This is a genomic window from Streptomyces sp. CG 926 (assembly GCF_003148825.1).
Lineage (GTDB): Bacteria > Actinomycetota > Actinomycetes > Streptomycetales > Streptomycetaceae > Streptomyces.
Genome location: NZ_QGGZ01000010.1, coordinates 270,684 through 295,608, shown reverse-complemented (window position 1 = coordinate 295,608; position 24,925 = coordinate 270,684). Strand labels below are relative to the sequence as shown.

Annotated in this window: 20 protein-coding genes; 8 read left to right on the top strand and 12 right to left on the bottom strand. The window is 74.1% G+C overall.

Annotation, left to right across the window (positions count from 1 at the left end; genetic code table 11):
- The first annotated feature begins 34 nt into the window (after positions 1-34).
- Both BCL76_RS26560 and BCL76_RS26555 read left to right on the top strand, forming a co-directional pair.
- Positions 35-772, top strand: coding sequence for an ABC transporter ATP-binding protein (locus BCL76_RS26560; RefSeq protein WP_109781901.1), 738 nt, complete (start codon positions 35-37; stop codon positions 770-772).
- A complete protein-coding gene (locus BCL76_RS26555; RefSeq protein WP_109781900.1) occupies positions 766-3,264 on the top strand; it encodes an ABC transporter permease in 2,499 nt (832 codons plus the stop codon). The genes BCL76_RS26560 and BCL76_RS26555 overlap by 7 nt, the downstream gene beginning before the upstream one ends.
- A gap of 36 nt (positions 3,265-3,300) precedes the next feature.
- On the opposite strand, the gene BCL76_RS26550 is transcribed toward BCL76_RS26555, so the two are convergent.
- Together BCL76_RS26550 and BCL76_RS26545 are read right to left on the bottom strand one after the other, a co-directional pair.
- A complete protein-coding gene (locus BCL76_RS26550; RefSeq protein ID WP_181382739.1) occupies positions 3,301-3,762 on the bottom strand; it encodes a Crp/Fnr family transcriptional regulator in 462 nt (153 codons plus the stop codon).
- Between the two features lie 164 nt (positions 3,763-3,926).
- Positions 3,927-4,241 (bottom strand): hypothetical protein, encoded by a 315-nt coding sequence (locus tag BCL76_RS26545; RefSeq protein WP_109781899.1) that lies wholly within the window; start codon positions 4,239-4,241, stop codon positions 3,927-3,929.
- Between the two features lie 241 nt (positions 4,242-4,482).
- Between BCL76_RS26545 and BCL76_RS26540 the strand changes: the two genes are divergently transcribed.
- The gene (locus tag BCL76_RS26540) at positions 4,483-6,405 is read left to right on the top strand and encodes a glycoside hydrolase family 5 protein (protein ID WP_109781898.1); all 1,923 of its coding nucleotides are present in this window, start codon (positions 4,483-4,485) and stop codon (positions 6,403-6,405) included.
- A gap of 21 nt (positions 6,406-6,426) precedes the next feature.
- Here the strand turns inward: BCL76_RS26540 and BCL76_RS26535 are convergent, their stop codons facing one another.
- On the bottom strand, positions 6,427-7,923 hold the full coding sequence (locus BCL76_RS26535) for an MFS transporter (protein ID WP_109781897.1): 1,497 nt from the start codon (positions 7,921-7,923) through the stop codon (positions 6,427-6,429).
- 77 nt (positions 7,924-8,000) lie between these two features.
- Between BCL76_RS26535 and BCL76_RS26530 the strand changes: the two genes are divergently transcribed.
- Both BCL76_RS26530 and BCL76_RS26525 read left to right on the top strand, forming a co-directional pair.
- Positions 8,001-8,588 (top strand): helix-turn-helix domain-containing protein, encoded by a 588-nt coding sequence (locus BCL76_RS26530; protein WP_109781896.1) that lies wholly within the window; start codon positions 8,001-8,003, stop codon positions 8,586-8,588.
- Between the two features lie 172 nt (positions 8,589-8,760).
- Complete coding sequence (locus tag BCL76_RS26525) at positions 8,761-11,490, top strand: DNRLRE domain-containing protein (protein ID WP_109781895.1); 2,730 nt, start codon at positions 8,761-8,763, stop codon at positions 11,488-11,490.
- Between the two features lie 68 nt (positions 11,491-11,558).
- Here BCL76_RS26525 and BCL76_RS26520 read toward each other — a convergent pair whose 3' ends face one another.
- The 6 genes from BCL76_RS26520 to BCL76_RS26495 all read right to left on the bottom strand — a co-directional run bounded on the left by BCL76_RS26520 (position 11,559) and on the right by BCL76_RS26495 (position 19,702).
- Positions 11,559-14,075: an acyl-CoA reductase gene (locus BCL76_RS26520; RefSeq protein WP_258309916.1), complete on the bottom strand. Its 2,517-nt coding sequence runs from the start codon at positions 14,073-14,075 to the stop codon at positions 11,559-11,561.
- Positions 14,072-15,220, bottom strand: a complete 1,149-nt coding sequence (locus BCL76_RS26515; RefSeq protein ID WP_109781894.1) for a LuxE/PaaK family acyltransferase — start codon at positions 15,218-15,220, stop codon at positions 14,072-14,074. The genes BCL76_RS26520 and BCL76_RS26515 overlap by 4 nt, the downstream gene beginning before the upstream one ends.
- On the bottom strand, positions 15,217-16,365 hold the full coding sequence (locus tag BCL76_RS26510; protein ID WP_181382738.1) for a GNAT family N-acetyltransferase: 1,149 nt from the start codon (positions 16,363-16,365) through the stop codon (positions 15,217-15,219). Before BCL76_RS26510 ends, BCL76_RS26515 begins: the two co-directional genes overlap by 4 nt.
- Positions 16,362-17,678, bottom strand: coding sequence for an MFS transporter (locus BCL76_RS26505; RefSeq protein ID WP_109781893.1), 1,317 nt, complete (start codon positions 17,676-17,678; stop codon positions 16,362-16,364). Before BCL76_RS26505 ends, BCL76_RS26510 begins: the two co-directional genes overlap by 4 nt.
- Positions 17,675-18,958: a phenylacetate--CoA ligase family protein gene (locus tag BCL76_RS26500; protein ID WP_109781892.1), complete on the bottom strand. Its 1,284-nt coding sequence runs from the start codon at positions 18,956-18,958 to the stop codon at positions 17,675-17,677. The genes BCL76_RS26505 and BCL76_RS26500 overlap by 4 nt, the downstream gene beginning before the upstream one ends.
- A gap of 318 nt (positions 18,959-19,276) precedes the next feature.
- Positions 19,277-19,702, bottom strand: a complete 426-nt coding sequence (locus BCL76_RS26495; RefSeq protein ID WP_109781891.1) for a DUF3224 domain-containing protein — start codon at positions 19,700-19,702, stop codon at positions 19,277-19,279.
- 101 nt (positions 19,703-19,803) lie between these two features.
- Here BCL76_RS26495 and BCL76_RS26490 point away from each other — a divergent pair, with 101 nt between their 5' ends.
- A complete protein-coding gene (locus BCL76_RS26490; RefSeq protein ID WP_109781890.1) occupies positions 19,804-20,766 on the top strand; it encodes a helix-turn-helix transcriptional regulator in 963 nt (320 codons plus the stop codon).
- 82 nt (positions 20,767-20,848) lie between these two features.
- Here BCL76_RS26490 and BCL76_RS26485 read toward each other — a convergent pair whose 3' ends face one another.
- Positions 20,849-21,328 (bottom strand): hypothetical protein, encoded by a 480-nt coding sequence (locus tag BCL76_RS26485; RefSeq protein ID WP_109781889.1) that lies wholly within the window; start codon positions 21,326-21,328, stop codon positions 20,849-20,851.
- Between the two features lie 96 nt (positions 21,329-21,424).
- Between BCL76_RS26485 and BCL76_RS26480 the strand changes: the two genes are divergently transcribed.
- On the top strand, positions 21,425-21,724 hold the full coding sequence (locus BCL76_RS26480; protein ID WP_109781888.1) for a hypothetical protein: 300 nt from the start codon (positions 21,425-21,427) through the stop codon (positions 21,722-21,724).
- Positions 21,725-21,734: 10 nt separating this feature from the next.
- Here BCL76_RS26480 and BCL76_RS26475 read toward each other — a convergent pair whose 3' ends face one another.
- A complete protein-coding gene (locus BCL76_RS26475; protein ID WP_109781887.1) occupies positions 21,735-22,577 on the bottom strand; it encodes a MerR family transcriptional regulator in 843 nt (280 codons plus the stop codon).
- An 84-nt stretch (positions 22,578-22,661) separates the two neighbouring features.
- Positions 22,662-23,105 (bottom strand): hypothetical protein, encoded by a 444-nt coding sequence (locus tag BCL76_RS26470; protein WP_109781886.1) that lies wholly within the window; start codon positions 23,103-23,105, stop codon positions 22,662-22,664.
- A gap of 526 nt (positions 23,106-23,631) precedes the next feature.
- Here BCL76_RS26470 and BCL76_RS26465 point away from each other — a divergent pair.
- The gene (locus BCL76_RS26465; protein WP_109781885.1) at positions 23,632-24,843 is read left to right on the top strand and encodes an MFS transporter; all 1,212 of its coding nucleotides are present in this window, start codon (positions 23,632-23,634) and stop codon (positions 24,841-24,843) included.
- The last annotated feature ends 82 nt before the right edge of the window (positions 24,844-24,925 follow it).

The window sequence follows — 24,925 nt, the reverse complement described above, 5'->3', positions numbered from 1 at the left end:
TGTGCCGCGCCGCCTGCGAGGGTTGGCTGGGGGCATGGAGAACGACGCGATCCAACTCAAGGACGTCACCCGGGTCTTCGGCACCGGCGACCGGGCCGTCACCGCCCTCGACCGGGTCTGTCTCGACCTCCCCCGGGGCACTTTCACCGCGGTCATGGGCCCTTCCGGCTCCGGCAAGTCCACCCTGCTGCAGTGCGCGGCCGGACTGGACCGGCCCACCTCCGGCAGTGTGCGCGTGGGCGGAATCGAACTCGGCGGCCTCGGCGAGCGCGGGCTGACCCTGCTGCGCCGCGACCGCATCGGCTTCGTCTTCCAGGCCTTCAACCTGCTGCCCGCCCTGACGGCCGAACAGAACGTCGCCCTGCCGCTCCGGTTGGCCGGTCGCCGCCCCGCCGAGACGGAGGTGCGCGAGGCCCTCGCCCGGGTGGGCCTCGGCGACCGGGCCCGGCACCGGCCCGCGCAGCTGTCCGGCGGGCAGCAGCAGCGCGTGGCCCTGGCCCGCGCCCTGATCACCCGCCCCGAGGTGCTCTTCGGCGACGAACCCACCGGCGCCCTGGACTCACGGACCGGCCGCGAGGTGCTCACCCTGCTCCGGTCCATGGTCGACACCGAACAGCAGACCGTCGTCATGGTCACCCACGATCCCGTGGCCGCCTCCTACGCGGACCGCGTGGTCTTCCTCGCCGACGGCCGGCCGAACGGCGAACTGCTGGGCGCGCCCGCCCAGGACATCGCCGCCCGCATGACCGCGCTGGAGGCGGCGCCGTGCTGACCATCGCCCTGCGCACCGCCCGCGCCCGCTGGGTCACCTTCGTCGGAAGCTTCGTCGCCCTGGCCCTCGGCGTCGGCCTGATCACCACCATGGGACTCGGCCTCGCCGCCACCCTGGACGCCCCGCAGCGCCTCCCGGAGCGATTCCCCCAGGCCCCTGTCGTCGTCAAGGGCGACGACGTGCTGCGCGTCCCCGTCCCGGGCGGGGAGCGCACCGGCAAGCTCGCCCATCCCGGACCCGTCACCCCCGAACTCGCCCGGCGGCTCGCGTCCCTCGGCCCGACCACCGAGGACCGGTCCTTCCCCGTCCGCGCCGAGGGCGGGCCGAAGGACCTGGTCGGCCACCCCTGGTCGGTCGCCGCCTTCGCCCCGTACACCCTCGACACGGGCCGCGTCCCGCGCTCCGACGACGAGGTCGTCACCACCGGTTGGGCTCGGACCGGCGCCCGGATCGGCACCGACCACGGACCCGTCACCGTGGTCGGCACGGTCGCCGACCGCGGCTTCGAGGACGCCGTCTTCTGGACCGATGCCCGGGCCGCCCGGCTCTCGCCCGCCATCGACCAGCTCGTCGTCGTCGCCGACCCGACCGCCGTGCGGGATGCAGTGCGGGACGCCATGCGGGACACCGCGCCGGACGCCGTACGGGCGCTCCCGGGCCAGGAGTCGGAGGTACGGGTCCTGACGGGCCGGGACCGCCGGCACGCCGACCCCGACCCCGAGCGCGAGCGCGAAGCCCTGCTCGCCGTGAACGCCCTGCTCGGCACCGCGGGTGGCGTCACCGGCTTCGTCTCGGTGTTCGTCGTCGCCTCCACCTTCGCCTTCGCGGTCGCCCGACGCCGCAAGGAGTTCGCCCTGCTGCGCACGGCCGGCGCCACCCCGGGGCAGATCCGCCGCACGGTGGTCGCCGAGGCCTTGCTGCTCGGCGTGGCCGCCTCCGCCACGGGCTGCCTGCTCGGGGCGTACGGGGCGCCCGTGTTCGTCTCGTACCTGGTGGACGAGGACCTCGCCCCCCGCTGGTTCACCCTCGGCGACGCCACCTGGCCCTACCACGCCGCCTTCTGGGCCGGTCTGCTCGTCGCCCTCGCCGGAGTCGTCGCCGCCTCCTGGCGGGCGGGCCGGGTCGCCCCCACCGAGGCGCTGCGCGAAGCCGCGTTCGAGACGCGGAGCATGACCCCGGGGCGCCTGCTCCTGGGCGCCGCACTGCTACTGGCCGGCCTCGTCACCCTCGCCCACGCCCTGCTCACCGACCCGTCCGACCTGCTCCACCGCAAGACGTACATCAGCCGCCCGATGCTCTTCATCGTCGCCTTCGCACTGCTGTCGCCGCTGCTCGTGCGGCCGCTGGTCCGGCTGATCGCCTGGCTCCCCGCCCGGCTGCCCGGCGCCAGCGGGATGCTGATCCGGGAGAACGCGGCCGCCGGCGTCCGCCGTACCGGGGCCGTCGCCGCGCCCGTCCTGGTCACCGTGGCGCTCGCCGGATCCCTGCTGGGCACCACCGCCACGCTGAACGAGGCCAAGGCCGCCGAGATCCGGCAGCGGACCACGGCCGACCACGTGATCACGGCCGGCCCCGGCGGGTTCGATCCGGCCACGATCGAGCGGATCCGGGCCGTACCCGGGACGGAGATCTCCGCGACGGCCGCGACCGCCGTCCATGTACAGGAGGAGGGAACGGCGCTGATCCGCTCCGACGCCCGCGCCGTGGACCCCGCCGCGCTGGCCCGGACCGCCCGACTGCCCCTCACGGCGGGCTCGGTCACCGATCTCGACGACGACTCCGTCATCGTCACCGAGGAATGGGAGCGGCACACCGTGGGATCCACCGTCGAGGTGTGGCTCGGCGACGGCACCCGCAAGGCCCTGCGGATCGCCGCCGTGATGAGCATCGGCACCGGTGGCAACGGCGCCTACGTCACCCCCGCGAACGCCCCCGGCGCGACGGTGGACCGGATCGACGTACGCCTCGCCCCCGGCGCCGACGGCCGGGCGGTCGGCGCCGCGCTGGCTGAGGCCGCCCGGCCCGCAGGCGGCCGCGTGCTCACCGCCGACCGGTGGATGGCCGAGAACCGGCCCGGGACCCGACGTACCACCCGGACGGGCCTCCTGCTGGTCCTCGGGATCGCCCTGCTCTACACGGGCATCGCGCTCGCCGGCACCCTGGTCATGGCCACCTCCGACCGGGCCCGCGACCTCGCGGTGCTGCGTCTGGCCGGCGCCACCCGGGGGCAGGTCCTGCGCCTGGTGGCGGGGGAGTCCCTGCTGGTCGTCCTCGTCGGCGCGAGCGCCGGCACCCTGGTCGCCGCCCTGAACCTGGCCGGGGTCCGGGCGGCGCTGGGCCTCCTGCACGTCCGCAGCGGCCTGGTGGTCCCGTGGGACGCCCTAGCGGCGACGTTCGGCGCGTGCGCGGCCGTGGCGGTGGCCGCCGCGGTCGTCCCGGCCGCGCTGTGCCTGCGGCGCGGGGCGGTCGAGAGGGCGGGAGAGCGCGACTGATGGCTCCAGGGGGTGTCCGGTGGATCAGGGCACCCCCTAGGCGGTGCTGGTGAGGCGGGGCGCGTACAGCTCCAGCAGGCGGGTGCGCGTCTGCTGCAGGCGCATCGCGAGGACGCGCCCGACCCAGTGCCCGATCGCGGAACCGAAGGTGGGATCGGCGTCCATCAGCATCCGGACGGTCGCCGCGTCGAACTCGTACGCCCGGACCGGAGTCATCGCCTCCGCGCCCAGCTGCCACACGTACGGCGGGAACAGCCAGGACCAGCCCACCAGCTCGCCGGGGCCGAGGCTCTCCACGGGCGCGGGCCGGCGGCCGGCGACGGGGATCTCCAGGGTCACGGTGCCGGAACGCACGATCCAGAAGGAATCCGCCCGGGTGCCCTCGTCGAAGATGCGCGCGCTCTCCGGGAAATTGACCTCACGGGCCTGGGACATCAGCCGTCCACGGTGCTCGGTGGACAGGACGGCGGCGATCCGGATGGGGGAAGGTGTGCTCACGACGGCCTCCGATCACGACCCCCCACGACGCTCCTGCTCTCCCAGTGTCGCCGACAGCCGCCGAATCGCGGCCGGACGGGACCCGGTTTCTTCCGTGCCCGGAGCGGGAACGGGGCTCCTGAGGCCTTGTGCGCCTGGGTTTCCTCCAGATCCTGTCCTTCGGATCAGGCCTCAGGGGCGTCCTCGGCATTCGCCTCCAGGCAGGCCAGCTCCATCGCGTCGAGGACGGCCTCGTGGCTGCGTCCGCTCAGCTCGGCGACGTTCTCGATCTGGGCCGTCGCCCAGGCCGCCAGTGTCATCACCAGCACCCTGAGCCCGTCGGTGCCGTGTTCGGCCAGCACCGCGTCGGCGACGACCATCGCCTCCTCGGGGACCTGCTCGGGCGGTTCGAGGCCCGCCAGCCCGCGCAACAGGGTGAGGGTGCGGCGGGAGATCTCCGGTGTCATACCCGCCAGCCGCATGTCTTCGTCGTCGTCCATCCGCCCCGCCCTCCGGTGCCGTGCCGTTCGCCTCGCCTCAGGGCACGGTAGAGGGGCGCGGCCCCGCGCGGGACCGTTTCTCCAGGGTGACGGTGCGTGATCGGGCCTCGACCGGCCGAAATCCGGCGGGTGACGACCATGGCCGAAACCGTCCCCGCGTTCGACTTCCCCCGCAAGCGACCCGCCGGTAACCTGCCCGCGGCAGCCGCCCGCCGGGACGGCCCATTCCGGCAGGAGCGAGATGAAGAGCCTCTTACGCGCGGTCCTGTGCGCGCTCCTGCTGGTGGCCGGCGCCCTGGCGGCGCCCTCCGCGCAGATCGCCCGCGCCGCCGCCCCGCCGAGCCCGGCAGCCCCGGGCGCCGCGGAGGCCTGGACGCCTCCGCTGTCCACCCGAGGCCGGTACATCGTCGACGCGCAGGGCAACCGCTTCCGTCTGCGCTCCGGGAACTGGGACGGCGCCCAGGGCTCCTGGAACGGCTCGGGCGACCGCGAGGATCCCGCCACGCACCACAGCGGGCAGAACGCCCACGGCATCCCGATCGGCCTGGACCGGACGCCCCTGCCCACCCTGCTCGCCGACTTCCGGTCCCTGGGGCTCAACAGCATCCGGCTGCCCTTCTCCAACGAGATGCTGCGCGCCACCACCCCCGTCCCGGACTCCGCCGTCGCCGCCAATCCGGCCCTGCGCGGCCGCACGCCCCTCCAGGTCTACGACGCCGTGGTCGCCGCTCTCACCGACGCCGGCTTCGCCGTCATCCTGAACAACCACACCGTCACCACCCGTTGGTGCTGCGGCCTGGACGGCAACGAACGCTGGAACAGCGGCCGCTCCACGGCCCAATGGGCCGACGACTGGGTCTTCCTCGCCCGCCGCTACCGCGACAACCCGCGGGTGGTCGGCGCCGACCTCTACAACGAGGTCCGCCGCGACGTCTGGGACGACCCCAACTGGGGCCTCGGCGACAACCACGACTGGCACGCCGCCGCCCAGGAGGCCGCCGACCGCATCCTCACCGAGGCCAACCCACAGCTGCTGATCGTCGTCGAGGGCATCAACTGGTTCGGGCTCCCCGTGGACGGCTTCCCGCACGGCCGGCCCACCCTGACCCCCGTACGCACCCTCTCCCACACCCTGGTCACCTCGAACAAGCTGGTCTACTCGGCCCACTTCTACGGGTACACGGGCCCCCGGCACAGCGGCGCGACCGGCATGGGCGAGACGCACGACGCCCGCTACCAGGACATGACCGCCGCCGAACTGGAACAGACCCTCTACGACCAGGCCTTCTTCGTCTCCGCGGAGACCGGTACGCACTTCACCGCCCCCGTCTGGATCAGCGAGTTCGGTATCGGGGCCGACGAGAACGGCGCCGCCCCGCGCACCTGGTTCGACCGCATCACCGGGTACCTGACGCGCTCCGACGCCGACTTCGCGTACTGGCCGCTCGTCGGCTGGAGCACCACCGCCCAGGGCACCCCGGGCGGCGACAGCTGGGCGCTCCTGCGCTACGACGCGACCGGCCGGCGCTCCGGCGTCCTGGACCAGGGCGACTGGCGCACCGCCCGCTGGTCCCCGCTCGTCACCACCCCCGGCCGTAGCGGACCGATCCCCGCCACCACCGCCTGGTACCAGCTGACCACGGACCACCGCGACCACAACGCCTCGCTGCGCACCCGGGCCGCCGGGGACTGGGACAGCGGGGCCCGCAAGGCGGTCTGCCCCGACGGCGCCCGCCTCGCCGGGCTCGCCCACACCGGCGGCCGCGGCCTGTGCACCACCTCCGACCTGCGCTCCCCGACGGGCGGGCACACCGTGGTCCGCGACGAGACGTACGTCCCGGCGGGCGGTGACTGGGCCGGCGGGTACACCAAGTTCCAGTGTCCGGCGGGCCAGTTCCTGATCGGCTACAGCCTGCGGGGCGAGCGGGTCTCGGCGGCGCTGTGCGCGCCGGCCCGTACAGCGCTGCCCGGAGGCGACCGGACGGTGTGGTTCGACCGCGGCGACAACCGCCCGGCGGGCAGTCCCGGCGGGGAGTTCGCCTACGGGAACTACAAGGGCCAGTGCCTGCCCACCGAGTACGCGGCGGGCATCGCCTTCACCACCCGCGCCGCCACCCGACCCTCCCCGGCCGCCCTGCTGTGCCGCCCCCTGCCCGCCATGTGATCGACCGTTGAGAGGTCGACGTCAGGCGGCCTGATCCTCGGTCGGACGGCCCTCGGTACGGCCCTCGGTACGGCCCACCGCGGCGACGGTGGCGAGGGCGACGAGGGTCAGGGCGGAGGCGACCAGGAAGGTGAACCGCATCCCGGTCGCCACGGCCCCGGGGGACGCCGAGGCGATGTCGGCCGACGCCGAGGCGTGCGCGAACACGGCGCCCATCACGGACGCGCCGGTGACCAGGCCGAGGTTGCGCGACAGACCGAGCATGCCGGAGACGGCGCCCCGCCGGTCCGGCCCGACGTCGGCCATGACGGCGGTGTTGTTGGCCGTCTGGAACACCGCGTAGCCGGCGGTCACGACCGCGAGCGGGGCGACGTACCCGAGGACACCGAGCGACACCGGCGTCAGGGACAGGACGAGGGCACCGGCCGTCATCGACAGCAGCCCGAGCAGGGTCATGCGCCGCGCCCCGAACCGGTCCGCGAGACGGCCGGCGGGCACCCCGGTCACGGCGGCGACCAGCGGGCCGACGGACAGGACGAGTCCGACCGGGGCCGCGCCGAGCCCGAGCGTCCGGGACAGGTAGAACGGCCCGACCACCAGCGTCGCCATCATCACCGTCGACACGAGGGCGCTCGACGCGAGGCCCGGACCGATCACCGGATCGCGCAGGAGCGCCCCTCGGACCAGGGGTGAGGCGGCCCGCGATTCGACGCGCACGAAGAAGGCCACCCCGCAGCCGGCGGCCAGGAGCAGCGCCGTGCTCGGAGCCCCGAGACGGCCGCCACCGAGGGTCATCGCCAGCGCGTACGCCGCCGAGGTCAGGGCGAGCAACAGCGCGCCCAGGTGGTCGAAGCGGGCCCCGTCGGCCCCGCGTGCGGGCCGGTCGGCGGGCAGATGGCGGTGGGAGAGAAGGAACGCCGCGATCCCCAGCGGCACGTTGACGAGGAAGAGGGCCTGGTGGCCGAACCCGGCGAGCAGGGCCCCGCCGAGCGAGGGACCCAGAGCCGTGCCCACCGCGGACATCGCGGCGAGCAGCCCCATGGCGCTGCCCGTCCGCTCCTTGGGGACCGTCTCACCGACGAACGCCATGGTGAGGGTCATCATCACGGCGGCGCCCACCCCCTGGGCCGCCCGGGCGCCGACCAGCAGCCACAGCGTGGGCGCGGCGGCGCACAGCGCCGAGGCCGCGGTGAACAAGGAGATCCCCGCCAGGAGCAGCCTTCGGCGGCCGACGAGGTCACCGAGCCGGCCGACACCCACGACCAGGCTCGTGACGGCGAGGAGATACGCGAGGACGACCCACTGGACCTCCTGGAAGGAGGCGGAGAACACCTTGGCGAGGGTCGGCAGGCCGACGGGGGCGATGCCGGTACCGAGCGCGGAGAGCAGGACGGAGAGGGACAGACCGGCGAGCACCCACCGGACCGCGGGCCGGTGCGCGCCGGCGGACGCCGTCCCGTCCTCGCCGCCGGTGCGGTGCTGTCGGTGTCCGGTCGCGGAATCACTGTGTGGGCTCATGCCGGCAGGGTGCGGTCGCCGGCTCGCCGACGGCAAACCTTGTTGCCGTTTCCGGGACGGCCGGGTGCAATGGTCGTATGGACGACAAGCCATCCCCCCACCAGGCGGTCCTCGACGAGGTCGCCCCCCGGCTCAGAGGGCTGCGCGCCCGACGCGGACTGACCCTGGCCGCGCTCTCCGAGACGACCGGCATCTCGAAGAGCACCCTGTCCCGCCTGGAGTCCGGGCAGCGCCGCCCCAGCCTGGAGCTCCTGCTGCCGCTCGCGGCCGCGTACCAAGTGCCCCTGGACGATCTGGTGGGCGCTCCCGAAGTGGGCGATCCCCGGGTTCGGCTGACCCCTCGTACCCTCCCGAACGGCGGTACCGCCGTGCCGCTGACCCGCGGACCGGGCCCCCTCCAGGCGTACAAGATGCTCATCCCCGACCGCGGTGGCGAGCCGGAACCGCGGACGCACGAGGGCTACGAATGGCTGTACGTGCTGGAGGGCCGGCTGCGCCTCGTCCTCGCCGAGCACGACCTGGTCCTCGGCCCCGGCGAGGCCGCCGAGTTCGACACCCGGCTGCCCCACTGGTTCACCAGCGCCGACGGGCGGCCGGTGGAGATCCTCAGCCTCTTCGGGCGGCAGGGCGAGCGCATGCACGTCCGGGCGAAGCCCCGCGCGTGATCGTGGGACCCGGCGCGATTTTGCATCCGATGTGTCAAGTGGGATGAATCAGGCCTCGAATCGCTCTAGGGTGCGCCCGTGGGCATGGTTATGGACTGCTGTTCGGCGATTTCCGGCCATCTCCCGCACGGTCGCACCCTACGGCCGTACCGCACATCGAACTGGGGGATTCATGCGTAGATCCCGAGGGCTGGTGGCCGCTCTCGCCCTGTCCCTGGCCGGAACCGGAGCGGGGGTGGGCCTCGGCCTCGTCCCGGAGGCGGCGGCGCTCACCCCGCCCGTCGCGTTCACCGCCGACCCGCTGTCCACCTGGCAGCCCGACGGCGTCGTCTGGGCCCTCGCCGAGGCGGGCGGCCGGGTCTTCGCCGGCGGCACCTTCTCCACGGTGCGCCCACCGGCCGGCGGCTCCGGAAGCGAGCGGTCGGCCGTGAACTTCGTGGCCCTCGACGCCGCGACCGGCGCCCCGACCTCCTGCGAGCTGTCCTTCACCGTGGGCTCCGGCACCGCCACGGTCCGCGCGCTCGCCCTCTCACCGGACAAGGAGACCCTGTACGTCGGCGGCTACTTCGGTGCCGTCAACGGCACCCCCGTCTCCAGCCTCGCCGCCGTGGACGTGGCGAGCTGCACGGTGAAGCAGGGCTTCCGCCCGGCCTTCGCGGCCACCGTGCGCGCCCTCGCCGTCACCGGCGACACCGTCTACGCGGGCGGTGACTTCCTCAGCGTCGCCGGTCAGCCGCGGCAACGCTTCGCCGCCGTCGGCGCCACCGACGGCGCCCTGAAGCCCTTCACCGCCGACGCCGACGAGCCCGGGCGCGCCGTCGAGGTCACCCCGGACGGCAACAACGTGATCCTCGGCGGCGACTTCTTCACCGTCAACGGCACGAACACGCACGCACTGGCCGTCGTCGACGCGACGAGCGGCGCACTCACCAAGTCGTACGCCGGCTTCATCGAGACCAACTCCGTGGTCAAGGACATCGCGACCGACGCCACCGGCTTCTACACCGGCAACGAGGGCACGGGCGGCGGCGTCTTCGACGGCCGGATCGCCCTGAACCTCTCCGACTTCGGCCAGCGCTGGCGCGACACCTGCCTCGGCGCCACCCAGGCCGTGCTGCCCTACCAGAACGTGCTCTACAGCGCCTCGCACGCGCACGACTGCTCCAGCGTCGGCGAGTACCCCGACGGCCAGCGCCACCACCTGCTCGCCCAGCCCACCACCGGCACCGGCAAGCTCGGCTGGGCCCCCGACACCAACGACGGCATCGGCGAGGGCATCGGGCCGCGCGTGATGACCGTCGGCTCCAAGGGCGGCGTCCAGTACCTGTGGGTCGGCGGGGAGTTCACCACCGTCAACGGCGCGGCGCAGCAGAGCCTGACGCGCTTCGCCTCCACCGGGGACACCGGCGCGCCCACCGTGCCCGTGGCGAGCGCGGTCAGCTTCGAGCCGGACGAGGCCCAGGTGCGCTGGCGTACCAGCCTCGACCTCGACGACAGCGCGCTGACCTACCGGATCTACCGGAACGGCGCGGCCACGCCGATCGCCACGGTCACCGCCGACTCGCTGTTCTTCCGGCGGCCGCAGGCCTCCTGGACCGACACCACCGTGACGGCGGGCCAGTCGTACACCTACCGAGTGACGGCCACCGACGGGGCCGGCAACACCAGCGCCCTGTCCGCGACGGCGAGCGTGACCGTCCCGACCACGGCGGAGGGCTACCCGAACAAGGTCCGCACCGACGGGGCCGAGCTGTACTGGCGCTACGACGAATCGGCCCTGCCCTTCGTCGCCGACTCCTCGGCGGGCAACCAGAGCGGCGTCCACAACAACGCCCCCGCCCTGCGGCAGACGCCCGGCGCGGTCTCCGGCGCGAGCACCGCGATCGGCTTCAACGGCTCGAACACCCACGTGTACGCGGACAAGCGGCAGTCGATCGGCAGCACCTACAGCGTCGAGACCTGGTTCCGGACCGACACCACCCGCGGCGGCAAGCTGGTCGGCTTCGCGAACCGCCAGGTCGGCGCCTCCAACCAGTACGACAAGCACGTCTACATGACCAACGACGGACGGCTGGTCTTCGGCGTCTACACCGGAGCCACCCGCACCATCACCACCCCGGCCGCCTACAACGACAACCAGTGGCACCATCTCGTCGCCACCCAGGGACCGGGCGGAATGACCCTCTACGTGGACGGCGCGCCGAAGGGCACGCTGAACGTCACCACGCACGAGAACTACGCCGGCTACTGGCGCGTCGGCGGCGACAACCTCACCTCCTGGCCGAACCGTCCGACCAGCGACTACTGGGCGGGCCGGCTCGACGAGACCGCCGTCTACCCGACCGTGCTCAGCGCGACGCAGGTGCAGAACCACTACGCCCTCGCCACCGCCCCGGCCGACTCGGTGGTCCAGGTGCCCGCCGCCGAGGACACCTACGCCAATGCGGGGGCGCCCGCCACCAACTACGGCACCTCGGGATCGCTCGCCGTGCGCGGCACCTCGTTCTACGCGAGCTACCTGCGCTTCGACCTGCCCGCCGCGCCCGCGGGCACCGTACTGAAGTCGGCCGCGCTCAGCGTGAAGACGAGCACGCAGAGCGGCGCCGGCACCACGGACACCGTCTCGGTCGTCCCGATCACCGGCTCGTGGAGCGAGGGCGGGACCACGTACAACAACCGCCCCGCGCTGGGCGGTCCGGCGCTCGGCACCTTCGGCCCGATCGCCGACGGTTCGGCGGTGCACACCACCGGGCTGACCACCGCGAGCGTCGCGACGGCCCTCGGCGGCAGCTACGGCCTGGCGCTCACCAGCACCGGTACGGACGCCCTGTGGCTGTGGTCCGCCGAGGCACAGGCGAACGAAGGGACGCCGCAGCTGACGCTCACCTTCGGCGCACCGTGACCTGACGGTCCCGGAAGAACAGGAGGGGCGCGGACCGGCCCGCAGGCCGGTCCGCGCCCCCTCGTCGTCTAACGGCGCGCGTCCACCACGCCGAGGAGCTTGCCGCTGGTCGCACTGCGGTCCAGCGACGCGCCGTCCACCGCCTCGACCACCAGCTCCAGCAGCCGCTCGTCGACCGCCGAGCGCAGCTCCGGGTAGCCGGCCAGGAAGACCTCCCGCAACTGTTCCGGGTCCGTCGCCACGGTCCGCTCCACCCGTACGGTCAACCGCTCGCGTACGTCGGCGCAGTCGAGCCGGACCTGCAACTCGCCCCGGTGGCCGCCCTGCTCCTCGGCCAGCACCAGGAAGCGCCGCAGGTTCAGGAAGTACGTCGCCACCCGCATCACGTCACCGGTGCGCCCCCGCAGCTCGAAGCGCGGCGCGTACCGTCCGCACGGGCAGCGGCCCGGAACCTCCCGGCCCAGGTCGCCGATCACGTACCGGCCCAGCTGCTGGCCGCGCCGGGCGTGCGTGGTGAAGACCAGCCGCCCCGTCTCGCCCGGGACCACCGGGCGGTCCTCGGCCAGCTCCAGGATCTCCATCGTGTGCAGGTCGGCGTGCAGGTGATGGACGCCTCCGGAGCTCTCGGCACACTGGTAGCCCAGCGGGCCGAGGTCGGTGCTGCCGTAGGTGATCGAGCGGACGACCTCGATGCCGAAGGTGTCCCTGAGGGTGCGCTGCTGTTCCTCGGTGAAGTGCTCGCCCCCGTAGAACACCTTGCGCAGGCCGCCGTACGCGCGCAGCGCGTCCGCCTCCGCGTGCAGCAGCTGCCACAGGTAGGACGGCATACCGAAGAGGGTGTCGGCCCCGTGGTCGATCAGCGCCTGGGCCGTGGCCCGGTGGTCGGGGCCCGCCGACAGCGGCAACTGCACCCCGCCGAGCCGTTCCAGCACGGAGAAGAAGCTGATGAAGCTGCCGTACATCGAGCCGCAGTAGAACAGGTTGGCGGTCCGGTCCGCGGCCGGGTCGTAGCCGGCGGCCAGCAGGCCCCGGGCGGCGGCGTGCATCTGCGTGTCGTAGTCGTCGTAGCTGAAGACCGACAGCGCGGGCGCGCCCGTACTGCCGCCGCTGCGGAAGTACAGCTCGGCATCGGCCCGGGTCAGCCGACGGGCCGGCTCCTGCACGTCCTCCTTGCCCAGCAGCGGGCCGGCGGGAGGCGGCAGCAGTACCGGCCGGACCAGGTCGTCCAGGCAGGCGGTGGTGGCGAAGGCGGCCGGATCGGCCTGGACCGCGACGCGCCGGCTGTAGCGCTGCAGGGCGTAGACACCGTCGTGCGGCTCACCCGCGTAGCTCGCCTGCATGGCGCCGACCGGCGTGACCCGGGTGACGCCCGAGGCCAGCGCGGTACGGGACAGCTCGGCGATGTCCGTGGCGCTGCCCGCGATGCCCGCCGTCTGCAGGTAGCGGCGCATCGGCCGCAGGGTGGCGATCAGCCGCTTGCGGGGCAGCGGCTTGACCCACACGCTGCGGTGCAACGGCGAGGCGGTCAGCGGGGACCGGGTGTCGGCCATGACCCGCCACGAGCCGTCGGGAGCGGCGAACACCCGGGTCAGGCCCAGGTGCTCCTCCAACCGGGCCATCAGCTCGGTGGTGGTCAGCTCGGCGGCCTCCGCCGGGTCAGGCTCGCCCGCCGGAGCACCGGCGGCGGCCGGCGGCCGGGTGGCGAGGACCGCGGCGAACCGCTCGGCGAAAGCGAACACCTCGTCCTCGTCCTCGGTGTCGAGGTACACCACCTGGGGGCTGGAGCACGCCTCCTGCTCGTACAGGCAGACGTCCTCCGCCAGGGCGTCGAGCGTCCCGGCGTCCGACCAGGCATCGGCCGTCAGGTAGGCGAAGGAGATCCGGTGCCCCCACTCCACCAGTCGGCAGCCTGCCGGCACATGGGCGGCCACCCCTTCGACCGCGGCTTGCCCACCCCAGACGGCGACGGCGTCCGCCGGCGCGCACATCAGGCGCAGCCATTCCTGCCGGGAGGAGGGGAAGCGCAGGACGACGATCCGCGCGGCGAGTGCGCCGCCGGCGTCCTGGGTCGCGAGCTCGGCCATCAGATGCTGGGTCAGCAGGGTGTCGTCGCCGCTGGTCTTGAGCACGTTGACGTTGCCGGCGAGCAGGCCCTCGACGATGCTCAGCGGCGCGACCGTCACGGCGTTGCCCGGCGCGACGTGGGTGACCAGCCCGACGGGCGCCCACGCCTCGTAGACCGTCTCGCGCGGATCCGCCCGGTTCAGCCGGCCGGGCGTCGCGCCGCCCAGCTCCCGGCGCAGCTTGCGGGTCAGCTCCCGGCGGCCGAGGAGGACGCCCAGCTCGGCCAGGACGGCCGGGTCCTCGCCCTCGGGCAGGTGCGCGGCGAGCCGGGCGCGTACCGGGTGGTCGGGGTCGCGCAGCGCGGCGCCGAGGGCGTCGCACGCGGCCAGGACGGTCTCGGTCTCCAGCCCCTCGGCCAGCGCGGCCTCGACGGCGGCCGGCAGCTCGGCGAGGCGCCGTCCGGCCTCCTCGTCGTCGATGAACTCGCCCTGCCAGTAGTGGTGGTGCACGCTCACGGTCACGCCATTCCCTTCATCAGTTCCGCCGCGGCCACAGCGCAGCTACGGTTGCGGCTCACCCCGGCACGGCCGTGGACGGTGAACCAGGGGGTCGGGAGCTCGCACCCGCAGTCCTCGCCCGGCCGGAGGGAGGCGAGGTCGCCCATGACCACGCTCTGCGCCGGCACCGAGGTGATGTACGGCGACACCAGGTGCAGGTAGCCCCGCTCCCCGTACGGCAGGGGTTCGAGGGTGCGGGTCGAGCGGATCGTCACCCGCGACCAGACCGGCGCGTGCAACCGGTGGTGGTCGCACTCGATGTACGGGATGCAGTGCTCGACCGACCCGAAGGTGTCCCGGATCCGCTCACCCGGGATGCCGAGCTGCTCGGTGACACGCGAGTACAGCTCCTCCTTCTCGACGCGCCGGTCGGAGTGGCCCTTCCAGCCGCCGCCGAGGACCACGAGGGAACCCTCGGGCAGGCGCAGCGGAGGCAGCCCCATGGCCCGCATCCGCTCCAGGGTGAAGAACAGGAAGGCCGGGAAGCCGAGGATGCGGACCGGGGCGTCCTCCCGCTCGAAGCGGCGCAGTGCGGCGATGCAGCCGAAGGGGTCGAACTCGTGCTCGCCGCCGGTGTTGCGCAGTGCGTACGCGACGCTGCGCGCGGGGGCGAAATCGCACAGGTAGTTGTCGGTGAAGGCGGTCCCGAGGTTCAGCGAGGGAGCCGGTTCGTAGCTGTAGAGGAGGTAGTTGACCTCCTGATCGGGGGTGATCCACCCGTTGCGCTCGAAGATCCGGGCGACCATGCGCTGGGCGGAGCGGATGGTCCACCGGTCGAAGAACATCTGCGACTTCTGGCCGGTGGTGCCGGAGGAGGTCAGGTGCAGGTCGACGTCCTCGCGGGGGATGGACAGCACCTCGTGCCGCTTGAAGAAGTTCGCGTGGACGAGCGGCGTACGGTACGGCTCGGCCGCCGGAGTGGCCTCGTACAGGGAACGGAAGAACGCGGAGCGTTCGATGTGCCAGGCGTTGGTCTCCGCCATCGCCGCGGCGAACAGCGCGTCCTGCTCGGGGCCGAAGGCGTACGGGTCGGTCAGGTCGCACAGCTCTTGTACGTGCGGCAGCAGGGCCGGGTCCGGTACGGCGACCGGCGCGAGATGGGGGTTCATGAGGCAACCTCGGATGATGTGGGCAGGTGTGTCGACGCCCAGGCCGACACGTAGCAGTCCAGGTACGGCTGGAGGGGCGGTTCGACGGCGACGCCGCGGAAGTCGATGCGCTCGCCGGAACGGGAGAGCACGGCGTAGTCGTGGAAGCCCTCGCCGTCCGCGCGCATGGCCGGGTAGAGGGCCCCGGCGACGAACCCCTGGGCGAGGAAGGCCGACAGGGCCTCGTGGTGCGCGAGCGGGACCAGGGCTTCGACGTAGCCGGCGCCCGCGCGGGCCAGGGCCCGGGTGACGGGTTCGAGGTGGGCCGCGGCGGCGGCCGGGTCGGGATGGGCCGTCAGCAGGGAACCGTAGCCACCGGCGCGGTTGAGGTAGGCGTAGACCTCGAACCGGCCGTCCTCGGGGGTGAGCAGCACGTTCGGGGTGTGCAGCGGATAGAACCAGCCCTCGGCGCAAGGGAACCGCTCGCGGAAGCGGCGGCGGACGAAGGCCGGCGCCTCGATCACCTCCAGCCGCTCGACGGCCGCGTGCGGCGCGGGTGCCGCGGGCGGGCGGGCGGCGGCGGCCCTGACGCCGGGGTACTGGATGCCGAGCGCGGACTCGGAGGTGCGCAGCAACGGCAGGAGCGGGGCCGGTACTTCGGTGACCGGGATCCGGCGGTCGAGCACTCCGGCGGCGTGACGCGCGTAGAGCGCGAGGCTTTCGCGGGTGCTGAGATCGACCGCGTTGGGCAGGATGCCCAACGGGCGGAAGCCGTTGCGGGCGACGACGCGTTGCGGACCGGCGCTGACGGTGCGCACGGTCGCGTACACCGAGTCCAGGCGGCCGGTGTCGAGCATGCCGGCGCACAGGGCCTCGGTCAGGGCGGCGGCCAGGCCCGCCGAGCGGTGCTCGGGGTGCACGGCGATGCCCTCCAACCGGCCGGTGCGGCTGCCCGCCTCGCCGTGGATGGCGGCGGACGCGGTCAGCGCCCCGGTGTCGGCGCAGCGGGTGACGAGCCACAGGGAGTGCGGGTCCGCGATGAGCCGGGCCATCTCGGCCGGGTCGGTGCCCAGCGCCACGGGGTAGTGCGGACCGTAGACGGCGTAGTAGAGCTGACGCAGTTCGGCGATGTCCGCGCGGACGGCCGGGGCGATCACGGGGCTCATCGCTCGCCTCCCACGGGTTCAGCCGAGGCCGCCTCGGGCGTACGTGACCCGAGCAGGGCCAGCGCGCAGGCCGCGGGCAGCAGCCCGATGCCCTGCGCGAGGCAGAGCGTCTGCGGGGACAGGAAGTCACCGGCAGAGCCGAACACCAGGGACGCCACGGGCAGGGAGGCACCCAGGACGGCCTGCATCACGGCGAAGAAGCCGGGCTTGTCCGCCGTCGGCACCATCCGCTGGAACAGGGCGACGAAGCGGACGCTGACCGCCCCGGCACACCAGCCGGCCACGGCCAGGCAGCCCGCGACGACCGGGCGCTGCGCGAACAGTCCCGGCAGCGCCAGGGCGAGGGCCATCAGCGTCAGGCACCAGGCGCCGGCGACCGTGGGCCGTCCGGGCACGCGGGTGCCGGTGAAGGCACCGACGAGCGCACCGGTGCCCAGGGAGGCCTCCAGCAGGGCCACGGTGGCGCCGCCGCCGAAGAGGACCGACCGGGTGTAGAGGGGGATGACGACGAACACGGCGGCGGTGAACAGGTTCGCCGCGGTGAAGCAGATCAGGATCCGCCGTACGGAGGGCAGGTCGGCCAGGATGCGGCGGAGCGGGCGCCGCTCGGCCGGGGCCGCCCCGCCGTCCGCGTCGCCGGTGGCGAGGCTGCGGAACCGGGCGCTCGCGACGAGCACGGCGGCGCCGAGGTAGGCGGCCGCACAGCCGGCGGCCAGGCCGGCCACGCCCGCCCGGTCGACGGTCAGGGCGCCGAGCAGCGCTCCCACCAGGCCCGCCAAGGACTGGGTGGACAGTTCGAAGCCGGTGGCGCTCTCGATGTCGGCGTCGTCGACGAGTTCGGGGACCGAGGTGGTCAGACACGGGTCGAAGAACGCCTGGCAGGTGGCCAGCGCGAGACCGGCGGCGTACACGGTGGTCAGCGGCAGGCCCCCGCCGTACGCCCACACCGCGAGGGCGGCCGAGGTGACCCCGGCCACGGCGGCGGCGGTCCGCAGCACCGAGCGGTGCGCGCACCGGGCGACGGCCCCGGCCACGACGGGCGCCAGCGCCACGGCGGGCAGCGTGCAGACGGCCATGAACAGCCCTGAGGCCAGCCCGCGGGCTTCGGGCACCGCGTAGGCGACGATCCACCAGGACACGCCGACCTGGAACATGCGCACGGCGGCCTGGGTGAGGACCTGGCCGAGCCACACGGCGCCGAAGGCGCGGTTGCGCAGCACCAGCGGAGCGCGCCGGCGGTCGGTCCCCTTCGGCGCGTCCGGCTGCGACTCGGCAGCTCCGGCCACAGGAGCGGGTGCGGGTGCGGTGCTCATGCGGTCGGCCTCTCGTCGAGGACGCGCACGAGCTTGCCCGTGCGCGGGTTGACGGCGAGGTCGCGGTGGCGCGCCCACTCCACGGACAGCGGGTGCACGAACCCGGCGCGCACACTGTCCGGATACAGCGGCCGTACGCTCTCCAGCTCCGTGACGACGGCCTCGGCCAGCGCCGTACGGTCGCCCGCGAGCCGGTCGCCGGCCTCGTCACCGGGGGTCGTCGCCAGTCGCAGGACGAGCCCGTCACGGCCCTCCCAGCGGCGGACGACGAGCTGCATGCCGACCACGTGGCCCGCGGTGTCCGCGGCTGCCACGGCGTCCTGGGCGTCCTGCGTGTAGAGGGAGACGGGACCCACCCGCACGCCCTCCTCGGCGCGCCCCAGGATCCTGAAGTGGCCCGGCCCGGTGCCGGTCCACTCGGCCCGGTCGCCCGCGGGGTAGCGGATGATCGGCATCAGGCGGCGGAAGAGGCTGGTGACGACGACCCGGCCGGGCCGCCCCGGTTCGGTGACGGGCTCGTCGGTGGCGTCGTCGAGGATCTCGACGACCGCGTACGGTGAGAAGGCCCGGTGCACCCGGGCGTCGGAGCCGGACACCGGGCGGCCGAGCAGACCCGCGTCGACGCTTGCGTAGCCGACGGAACGGACCTCGGCGCCGGGGAACGCGGCCGCCAACAGACGTCGTTGGTCGTCGAAGAGGGCCTCCCCGCCGAACAGGAGCAACTCCACCGCGTCGAGCCGGACACCGCTGGAGAGGACCTGCTCGGCGAGCCGGCACAGGGTGGTGGGCGTGCCGGTCAGCACCTGGGCGGCGAGATCGCGCAGCGTGGGGATCGTCGAATCCAGTGGCGCGCCGCCGCCGATGGGCAGACGGACGTTGTCCACGGGCGCGTGGGCGAGCGAGTCGAGCACGAAGAGGAAGCTGGCGTACAGCTCCCCGGCGTAGAAGAGGTCGGCGACGCGATGCCCCGGGCGCAGGCCGGTGTCCACGAGCCCCTGGCCGAAGGCGGTGACGAACGTGCGCCACTCGTCGCGGGTGTAGACCGAGAACTTGGGGGACCCGGTGGTGCCACCGGTCTTGTAGACCGTGGCCTCGCTGAGCGGTCCGGTCAACACACGACTGTCGTGCAGGGTGTTGGCCGCCCAGAACTCCCGCTGGTCGACCACCGGAAGGTCGGTGAGGCGGTCGACGTGCGGTGGCAGGGACGCGTAGAGGTCCCGGTAGTAGGGCGAGTTGTGGCGGGCGAAACGTATGAGGTCCGTGAGCTGCTGGGCGGACATGAGCCTTTGCCTGGGTGACGGGAACGGGGAGACGGGAGCCACGGCGGCCGCGGCGAGAGCTGTCGCTCGCCTGCGGCATCGATCCGGTGTGAACGGGGGACCCCCCGGCGCCCCCGCCTCCCGCTGACGCACGCCAAGAGCTGACGTGCAGTCATGATGATGAAACATCAGTCCGCTCATCGCCAAATTGGCCGAGTATTTCCGGACAGTGGGACCGTATTCAACAATTTCTTCGGTAGCTCAGGTTCCGCTACTGCCCTCCGGCGGGACCCGCGACCCGCCGGAACGGCCGCCCGGTCGACGGATCGTCCTCGCCCCTCAACGGGACGGGCGCTCGCCCAGGTCGTAGCTGAAGGCGTACGCGACGGAGGTGTCGCCGTGGCGGTAGGTGAAGCCTCCCGAGCCCGTCAGTCCCACGAGACCCCCGGTGCCGGAGCCGGGGACCACCTCGAAACGGCAGACCGTGCCGCCGGCGTCGAAGGTGCCGCGCTCCTCCAGCACGAAGCTGCCCTCGCGGCCGTCGAGACTGCCGGAGACCAGCTCCATCCCGCTGTAGGAACCGAGGTTCTCCCCGGTGTAGGCGATCGTGTAGTCGCAGGCCGTCCCGGCGGCCGCGATCCCGCCGGTGAAGGCGTTGGTGACATGGGCGTGGGCGAGCCGCGGGACGGCGTCCGCGGCGCCGACGGGGCTCTCCTGCCAGTCGGCGAAGGTGAAGCGGCCACCGGTCTCTACGGGCGTGGGCATGAGGGTCCTCTCGACCTGCCGGACGGTCCCTCCGCCCGGCGTGCACCCAGGCTGGCAGCCGTACCTGACACCTTCTGTCAGGTACGGGGGACAATGACGCCATGCGCGCCGACCGGCTCCTCTCCCTCCTCCTGCTGCTGCAGAACCGTGGCCGGATGACCGCCCCCGAACTCGCCGCCGAGCTGGAGGTGTCGGTGCGCACCATCCACCGCGACATCGACGCCCTCGGCGCCTCGGGCGTCCCCGTCCTCGCCGAACGCGGCCCGGCCGGGGGCTACCGGCTGGCCGACGGCTACCGCACCCGCCTCACCGGCCTCACCGACACCCAGGCCGGCTCCCTCTTCCTGGCCGGCGCCCCCGGACCCGCACAGGAGCTCGGCCTCGGCGCCGACCTGACCGCCGCCCAGCTCAAACTCCAGGCGGCGCTGCCGGCCGCCCTCGCCGAACGCGCCCGCCGGATCCAGGACCGCTTCCACCTCGACGCACCCGCCTGGTTCCGGGAGGCCGACCCCGTCCCGCACCTCGCGCAGATCGCCCAGGCCGTCTGGGACCAGCACGTCCTACGCACCCACTACCGCCGTTGGCGCGGCGAGGTACGGCGCGACCTGCGTCCGCTCGGCCTCGTACTCAAGGGCGGCATCTGGTACCTCGTCGCCGAAGTCGACAGCGCCGTACGGACCTACCGGGTCTCCCGCTTCCTGACCGTGGACACCGCGCCGGAGCGCTTCGAACGGCCCGCCGGATTCGCACTGGCCGCGTACTGGCAGGAGTCCACCGGCCGCCTGGACGCCGTACTCCGCCAACAGACCGCCGAGCTACGCCTGTCCCCGCGCGGGCAGCTGCTGCTGCCGATGCAGTTCGGGGCGGCGGGCACCCGGGCGCTCGCCGAAGCCGATCCGGCCGACGCGGACGGCTGGGTCCGGCTGCGCATCGCCGTGGAGTCCGAGGCCGTCGCCGTCGGCGACCTGCTGCGGCTGGGCACCGAGGCGGAGGTGCTCGGCCCGCCCGAACTGCGCCGCGCCCTCGCCGAGACGGTGACCGCACTGGCCGGACGCTACGCCTGACCCGGGCCGGGGCCGACCCGTACGCGCTCGATCCGGGTGCCGGAGCGCGGCGGGTCCACCGTCACCGGCCGCGCCCGCCGGGTCATCCGGCCCCGCCGGAAGGCCCCGGCCCGCCCGGGGGCTCCACCTCCAGGAAACGGCGCCGCCGCGGGCCCCGGTACAGCAGGCACACCCAGCCCAGCCCTTCCAGCACGGCGGCGCAGGCCGTCAGTCGCTCCTGCTCCGCGTCCGCGGCGCCGCCGCCCGGCGGGCCCAGCCAGGTCACCTGCGCCCGCCCCGGCTCCGCTCCGGCCGCCACCCGGTAGCCCGTCCGCGTACGGCGCCCCTCCCCGTCCACCGCCGACGGAGCGATCCCCGCCGCCTCCAGGGCGAGGGCCACCGCGCGCGGCAGCTGCCGTACCTCCCACGGCGCGGGAACGGCCGCGCCCGCCGGGCCGTTCACCAGCCGGCGGATCTGCAGCAGCCCCTCGTACGCGGTGCGCAGCTCCGCCTGACGCCCGCCGACCGGAGCCGCCGGGCCGTCACCGGTCGCGGGCTCGAAACCCTGCCCGGGTACCACCATCACCCACCCCCGTCCCGCCCGTCTGAGTACTTCGCGCCCAACGGCCTGAGTATCCACCCCGATTCCCCGGCGCCGCTCAGCCGCTGGAATGGGGACATGACTTCCAAGGCCCCGAGCGGCGCGACGACCGAGCGCCCGCGCATGCAGCACGTGACCACCGCCGGCTCGGCCCTGGCCGTGGCCCTGGTCCCGCTCGTGGTCGGCGTCCTGTTCGCCAAGGCGATGGCCACCGACCCGATGACCCCGGTCAACGCCCTGATCGCGGGCGGCGGCCAGCGGGCCGCGCTGCCCCGGGGCGAGTGGAAGCGGCGCGGCCACACCACCGTGCGCCGGCTGCGCACGGTGCGGCGCGACACGGCCCGGCGGTGCGCCCGCGCCTGCGGTCGCCGCCCCTGAGCGGTCGGGGTCAGACGGTGGTGGCCAGCGGCTCCTGGAGCTCGGTGACCCACTGATCCGGGTCGTCCGGGCAGGCCAGGGTCAGCTCGCGGGCGTAACCGGCCGAGCGATGCCCGTGCGCGTCGATCCAGCGTGCCAGGGCCTGCGACGTCGGCAGGACCCCGTCCATGGAGCCGCGGTGCACCACGGTCGCGGCCCGCTCGACCGCCGGCAGCGTGACGATCCGGACCTCGCCCCCGAGGTCCTCGGCGCGGACCGAGGCCGCCACCGGCAGCCCGGCGTGCACGAGGACGGCCGACGCGGATCCCGGGCCGGGCACGTCCTCGTAGTAGGCGGTCCCCGGCCCGGTCGGGACGACCCCGGCGGCCTCGATCCGGCGGCACAGCTCGTCGTAGAGCGGCCCGATGACCGGGCCGATGTCCTGCGGCTCGTAACTCCCGGCCGTACCGGTCAGCTCGGCGAGCCGGACGGGCGGAAGGCTCTTCACGACGATGTCGTCGGCAGGCATGGATCCCTCTTTCTCGATGGTCCGGAGCCTCGCCTCGACCTGGACCAGCCGGGCCGCCGCGGCGGCCATGGCGGTCTCCAGCTCGGCCTGCCGCAGTCGCAGCATGCCGCGCAGCTCCTCCGCGCCCACCCGCTCGCCGAGGATCGACCCCACCTGGTCCAGGGAGAAGCCGAGTTCCTTGAGCGCGATGATCCGGTTGAGGCGGGCGAGCTGCCCGGCCTCGTAGAAGCGGTAGCCGGTGAAGGGGTCGACACGCGCCGGGCGCAGCAGTCCGAGGGCGTCGTAGTGACGCAGCATCCGGACCGACACCCGGCCGTGCTTGGCGAAGTCTCCGATGGTGAACATGACGCTCTCCACTACAAGGTCTGACACAGGGGGAGGGTCAAGCCTCGCATCGGCGAAAGAACCGGTGGCCGGCGGTCGTACCCGTCAGCGGCCGTACTGCCGCAGGCACAGGTCGACGATGGACGGCGGTACCGTGCCGTCCGCCGCCGCGCACAGCTGGTCCATCCGCGGCGGCGGGGCCGGTCGCCGCCGCGGATGGGTCGGCGCCGCTCCGGGCACCCGCTTGCGCCGGGGTGGTGGAGCCGCCTTCGCGGGGGCCCGCTCGCGCGGGGGCTCGGGCTCCGGGGTCGCCTTCGGGGCCGGCCCGCGGTCCGCGTCCGGGCCCCGGGCAGCGTCCGGCGCCTGCGCGGCGGTCTCGGGCAGCGCCCCCAGCGGCAGCGCCAGGGGAGCAGGGACCTCGGGTGCCTCGGCGGGCGGTACGGATCCCCGTACGGGAGCCGGGGCCGCGTCCCGAGGTCCGACGGAGACACAGCCGGTGCTCGCGAGGAGCACGACGAGGGAGAGGGGCACGGCCCGGCGTAACTGCATCCGACCACCTTGCCGTACGGCCGGGCCGGACCGGTTCCCCTCTCACGCGTGCGGGTGACACCGGCCCGGTGGGAATGGCCGGGGCGTGTGGGAAATTGGAACGGCAGTGCGGGTGAAGGGGGAGGCGCGACCCCCGGCTCCCCGTGCCGTGTCCTGCCCGCCGATCGTCCCTACGGAGCACCGATCCATGACCTCAGCCGCCGCGCCCGGCAACCATCCCACCCCACCCCCCGAGCCCGCGCCTGCGTCGCCCCCCGAGTCCGCGCCTGCGTCGCCCCCCGAGTCCGCGCCTGCGCCCAGCCCCGACCCCGCGCCTGGGTCCAGCCCTGGGGTCGGTCCTGGGTCCAGCCCCGGGGTCGCTCCGGCGCCGGCCCCCGAGTCCGCTGCCGGGCCGCGCCCTGCGTCCGCTCCTGGGTCCAGCCCCCCGTCCGCTGCCGCGCCGGCCCCCGCGTCCGCTCCTGGGTCCAGCCCCGGGGGCGGTCCCGACTCAGGTCCCGACACCGGTCCCGAGTCCGGCTTCCCGCCGGTGGCCCGGCCCGCGCCGGGGAGCGGTGCCGCTCCGTGGCGGGGCTGGGCGGCCGTCTGCGCCGTCTCGCTCGGCATCTTCTGCCTGATCACCTCCGAGCTGCTGCCCGTCGGGCTGCTCACCCCCGTCGGGGCCGCCCTCGGCGTCTCCGACGGGACCGCCGGCCTGATGGTCACCGCGCCCGGGCTGGTGGCCGGATTCTGCGCGCCGCTGGTCACCGTCGGCGCCGGCCGGCTCGACCGGCGCCTCGTGCTGTGCGTGCTCATCGCCCTGATGGTCGCCGCCAACCTCGCCGCCGCCCTGGCCCCGAACTTCGCCGTCGTACTGGCCGCCCGCCTGCTCGTCGGCGTCAGCGTCGGCGGATTCTGGGCGATCGCCGGCGGACTCGCCGTACGCCTGGTCCCCGAGCGTCACGTGGGCCGCGCCACCGCGCTCGTCTTCGGCGGTGTCCCCACCGCCTCCGTGCTCGGCGTCCCCGCCGGAACCCTGCTCGGCGAACTCGGCGGCTGGCGTACCGCCTTCGCGGCGGTCGGCGGCCTCGGCCTCGTCACCCTGACCGCGCTGCTCGTGCTGCTGCCCCCGCTGCCGGCGACCCGGCACATCACCTTCCCCGAACTGCCCGCCCTGCTCCGGGAGAACCGCGCCGTGCGGGCCGGGGTCATCGTGACCTTCCTCGTCGTGACCGGGCAGTTCGCCGCCTACACCTTCGTGCGCCCGATCCTGCAGGAGGTCTCCGGAGTCGACGCCGACCACATCAGCACCCTGCTGCTCGGCTACGGAGTCGCCGGCGTCGCCGGGAACTTCCTGGCCGGGCCGCGCGACGCGTACCGGACCCTGCTCGTGGTCAGCTCCTGCCTCACCGTCGTCCTCACGCTGATCGCGACCCTGCCGGGACCGGCCGTCGGCACCGTGCTGCTGCTGGCGTGGGGCCTCGCGTACGGAGGGGTCTCGGTGAGCGTGCAGGGCTGGATGATCAAGGCGGCGCCGGAGGCGCCCGAAGCCGCGTCCTCGCTGATGGTGGCCATGTTCAACTTCGCCATAGCCGCCGGCGCACTGTGCGGCGGGCTCGCCGTGGACCACCTCTCCGAGCCCGCCGCCCCGCTCGGCGGGGCCGCCCTGATGCTCGCGGCCGCCACCACCGTGTGGGTCACCGCGATCCGCCGTACGCCCGACAGATCGGATGGACGGGGGCGGATCGGACACAGGGCTTGACCCGGGCCCCGCACGAGGGTGAGAGTGCGCCGATCAAGAATCACCGCGTGAGCCGCACCTCGGAGATACCTCAGATGTCCCT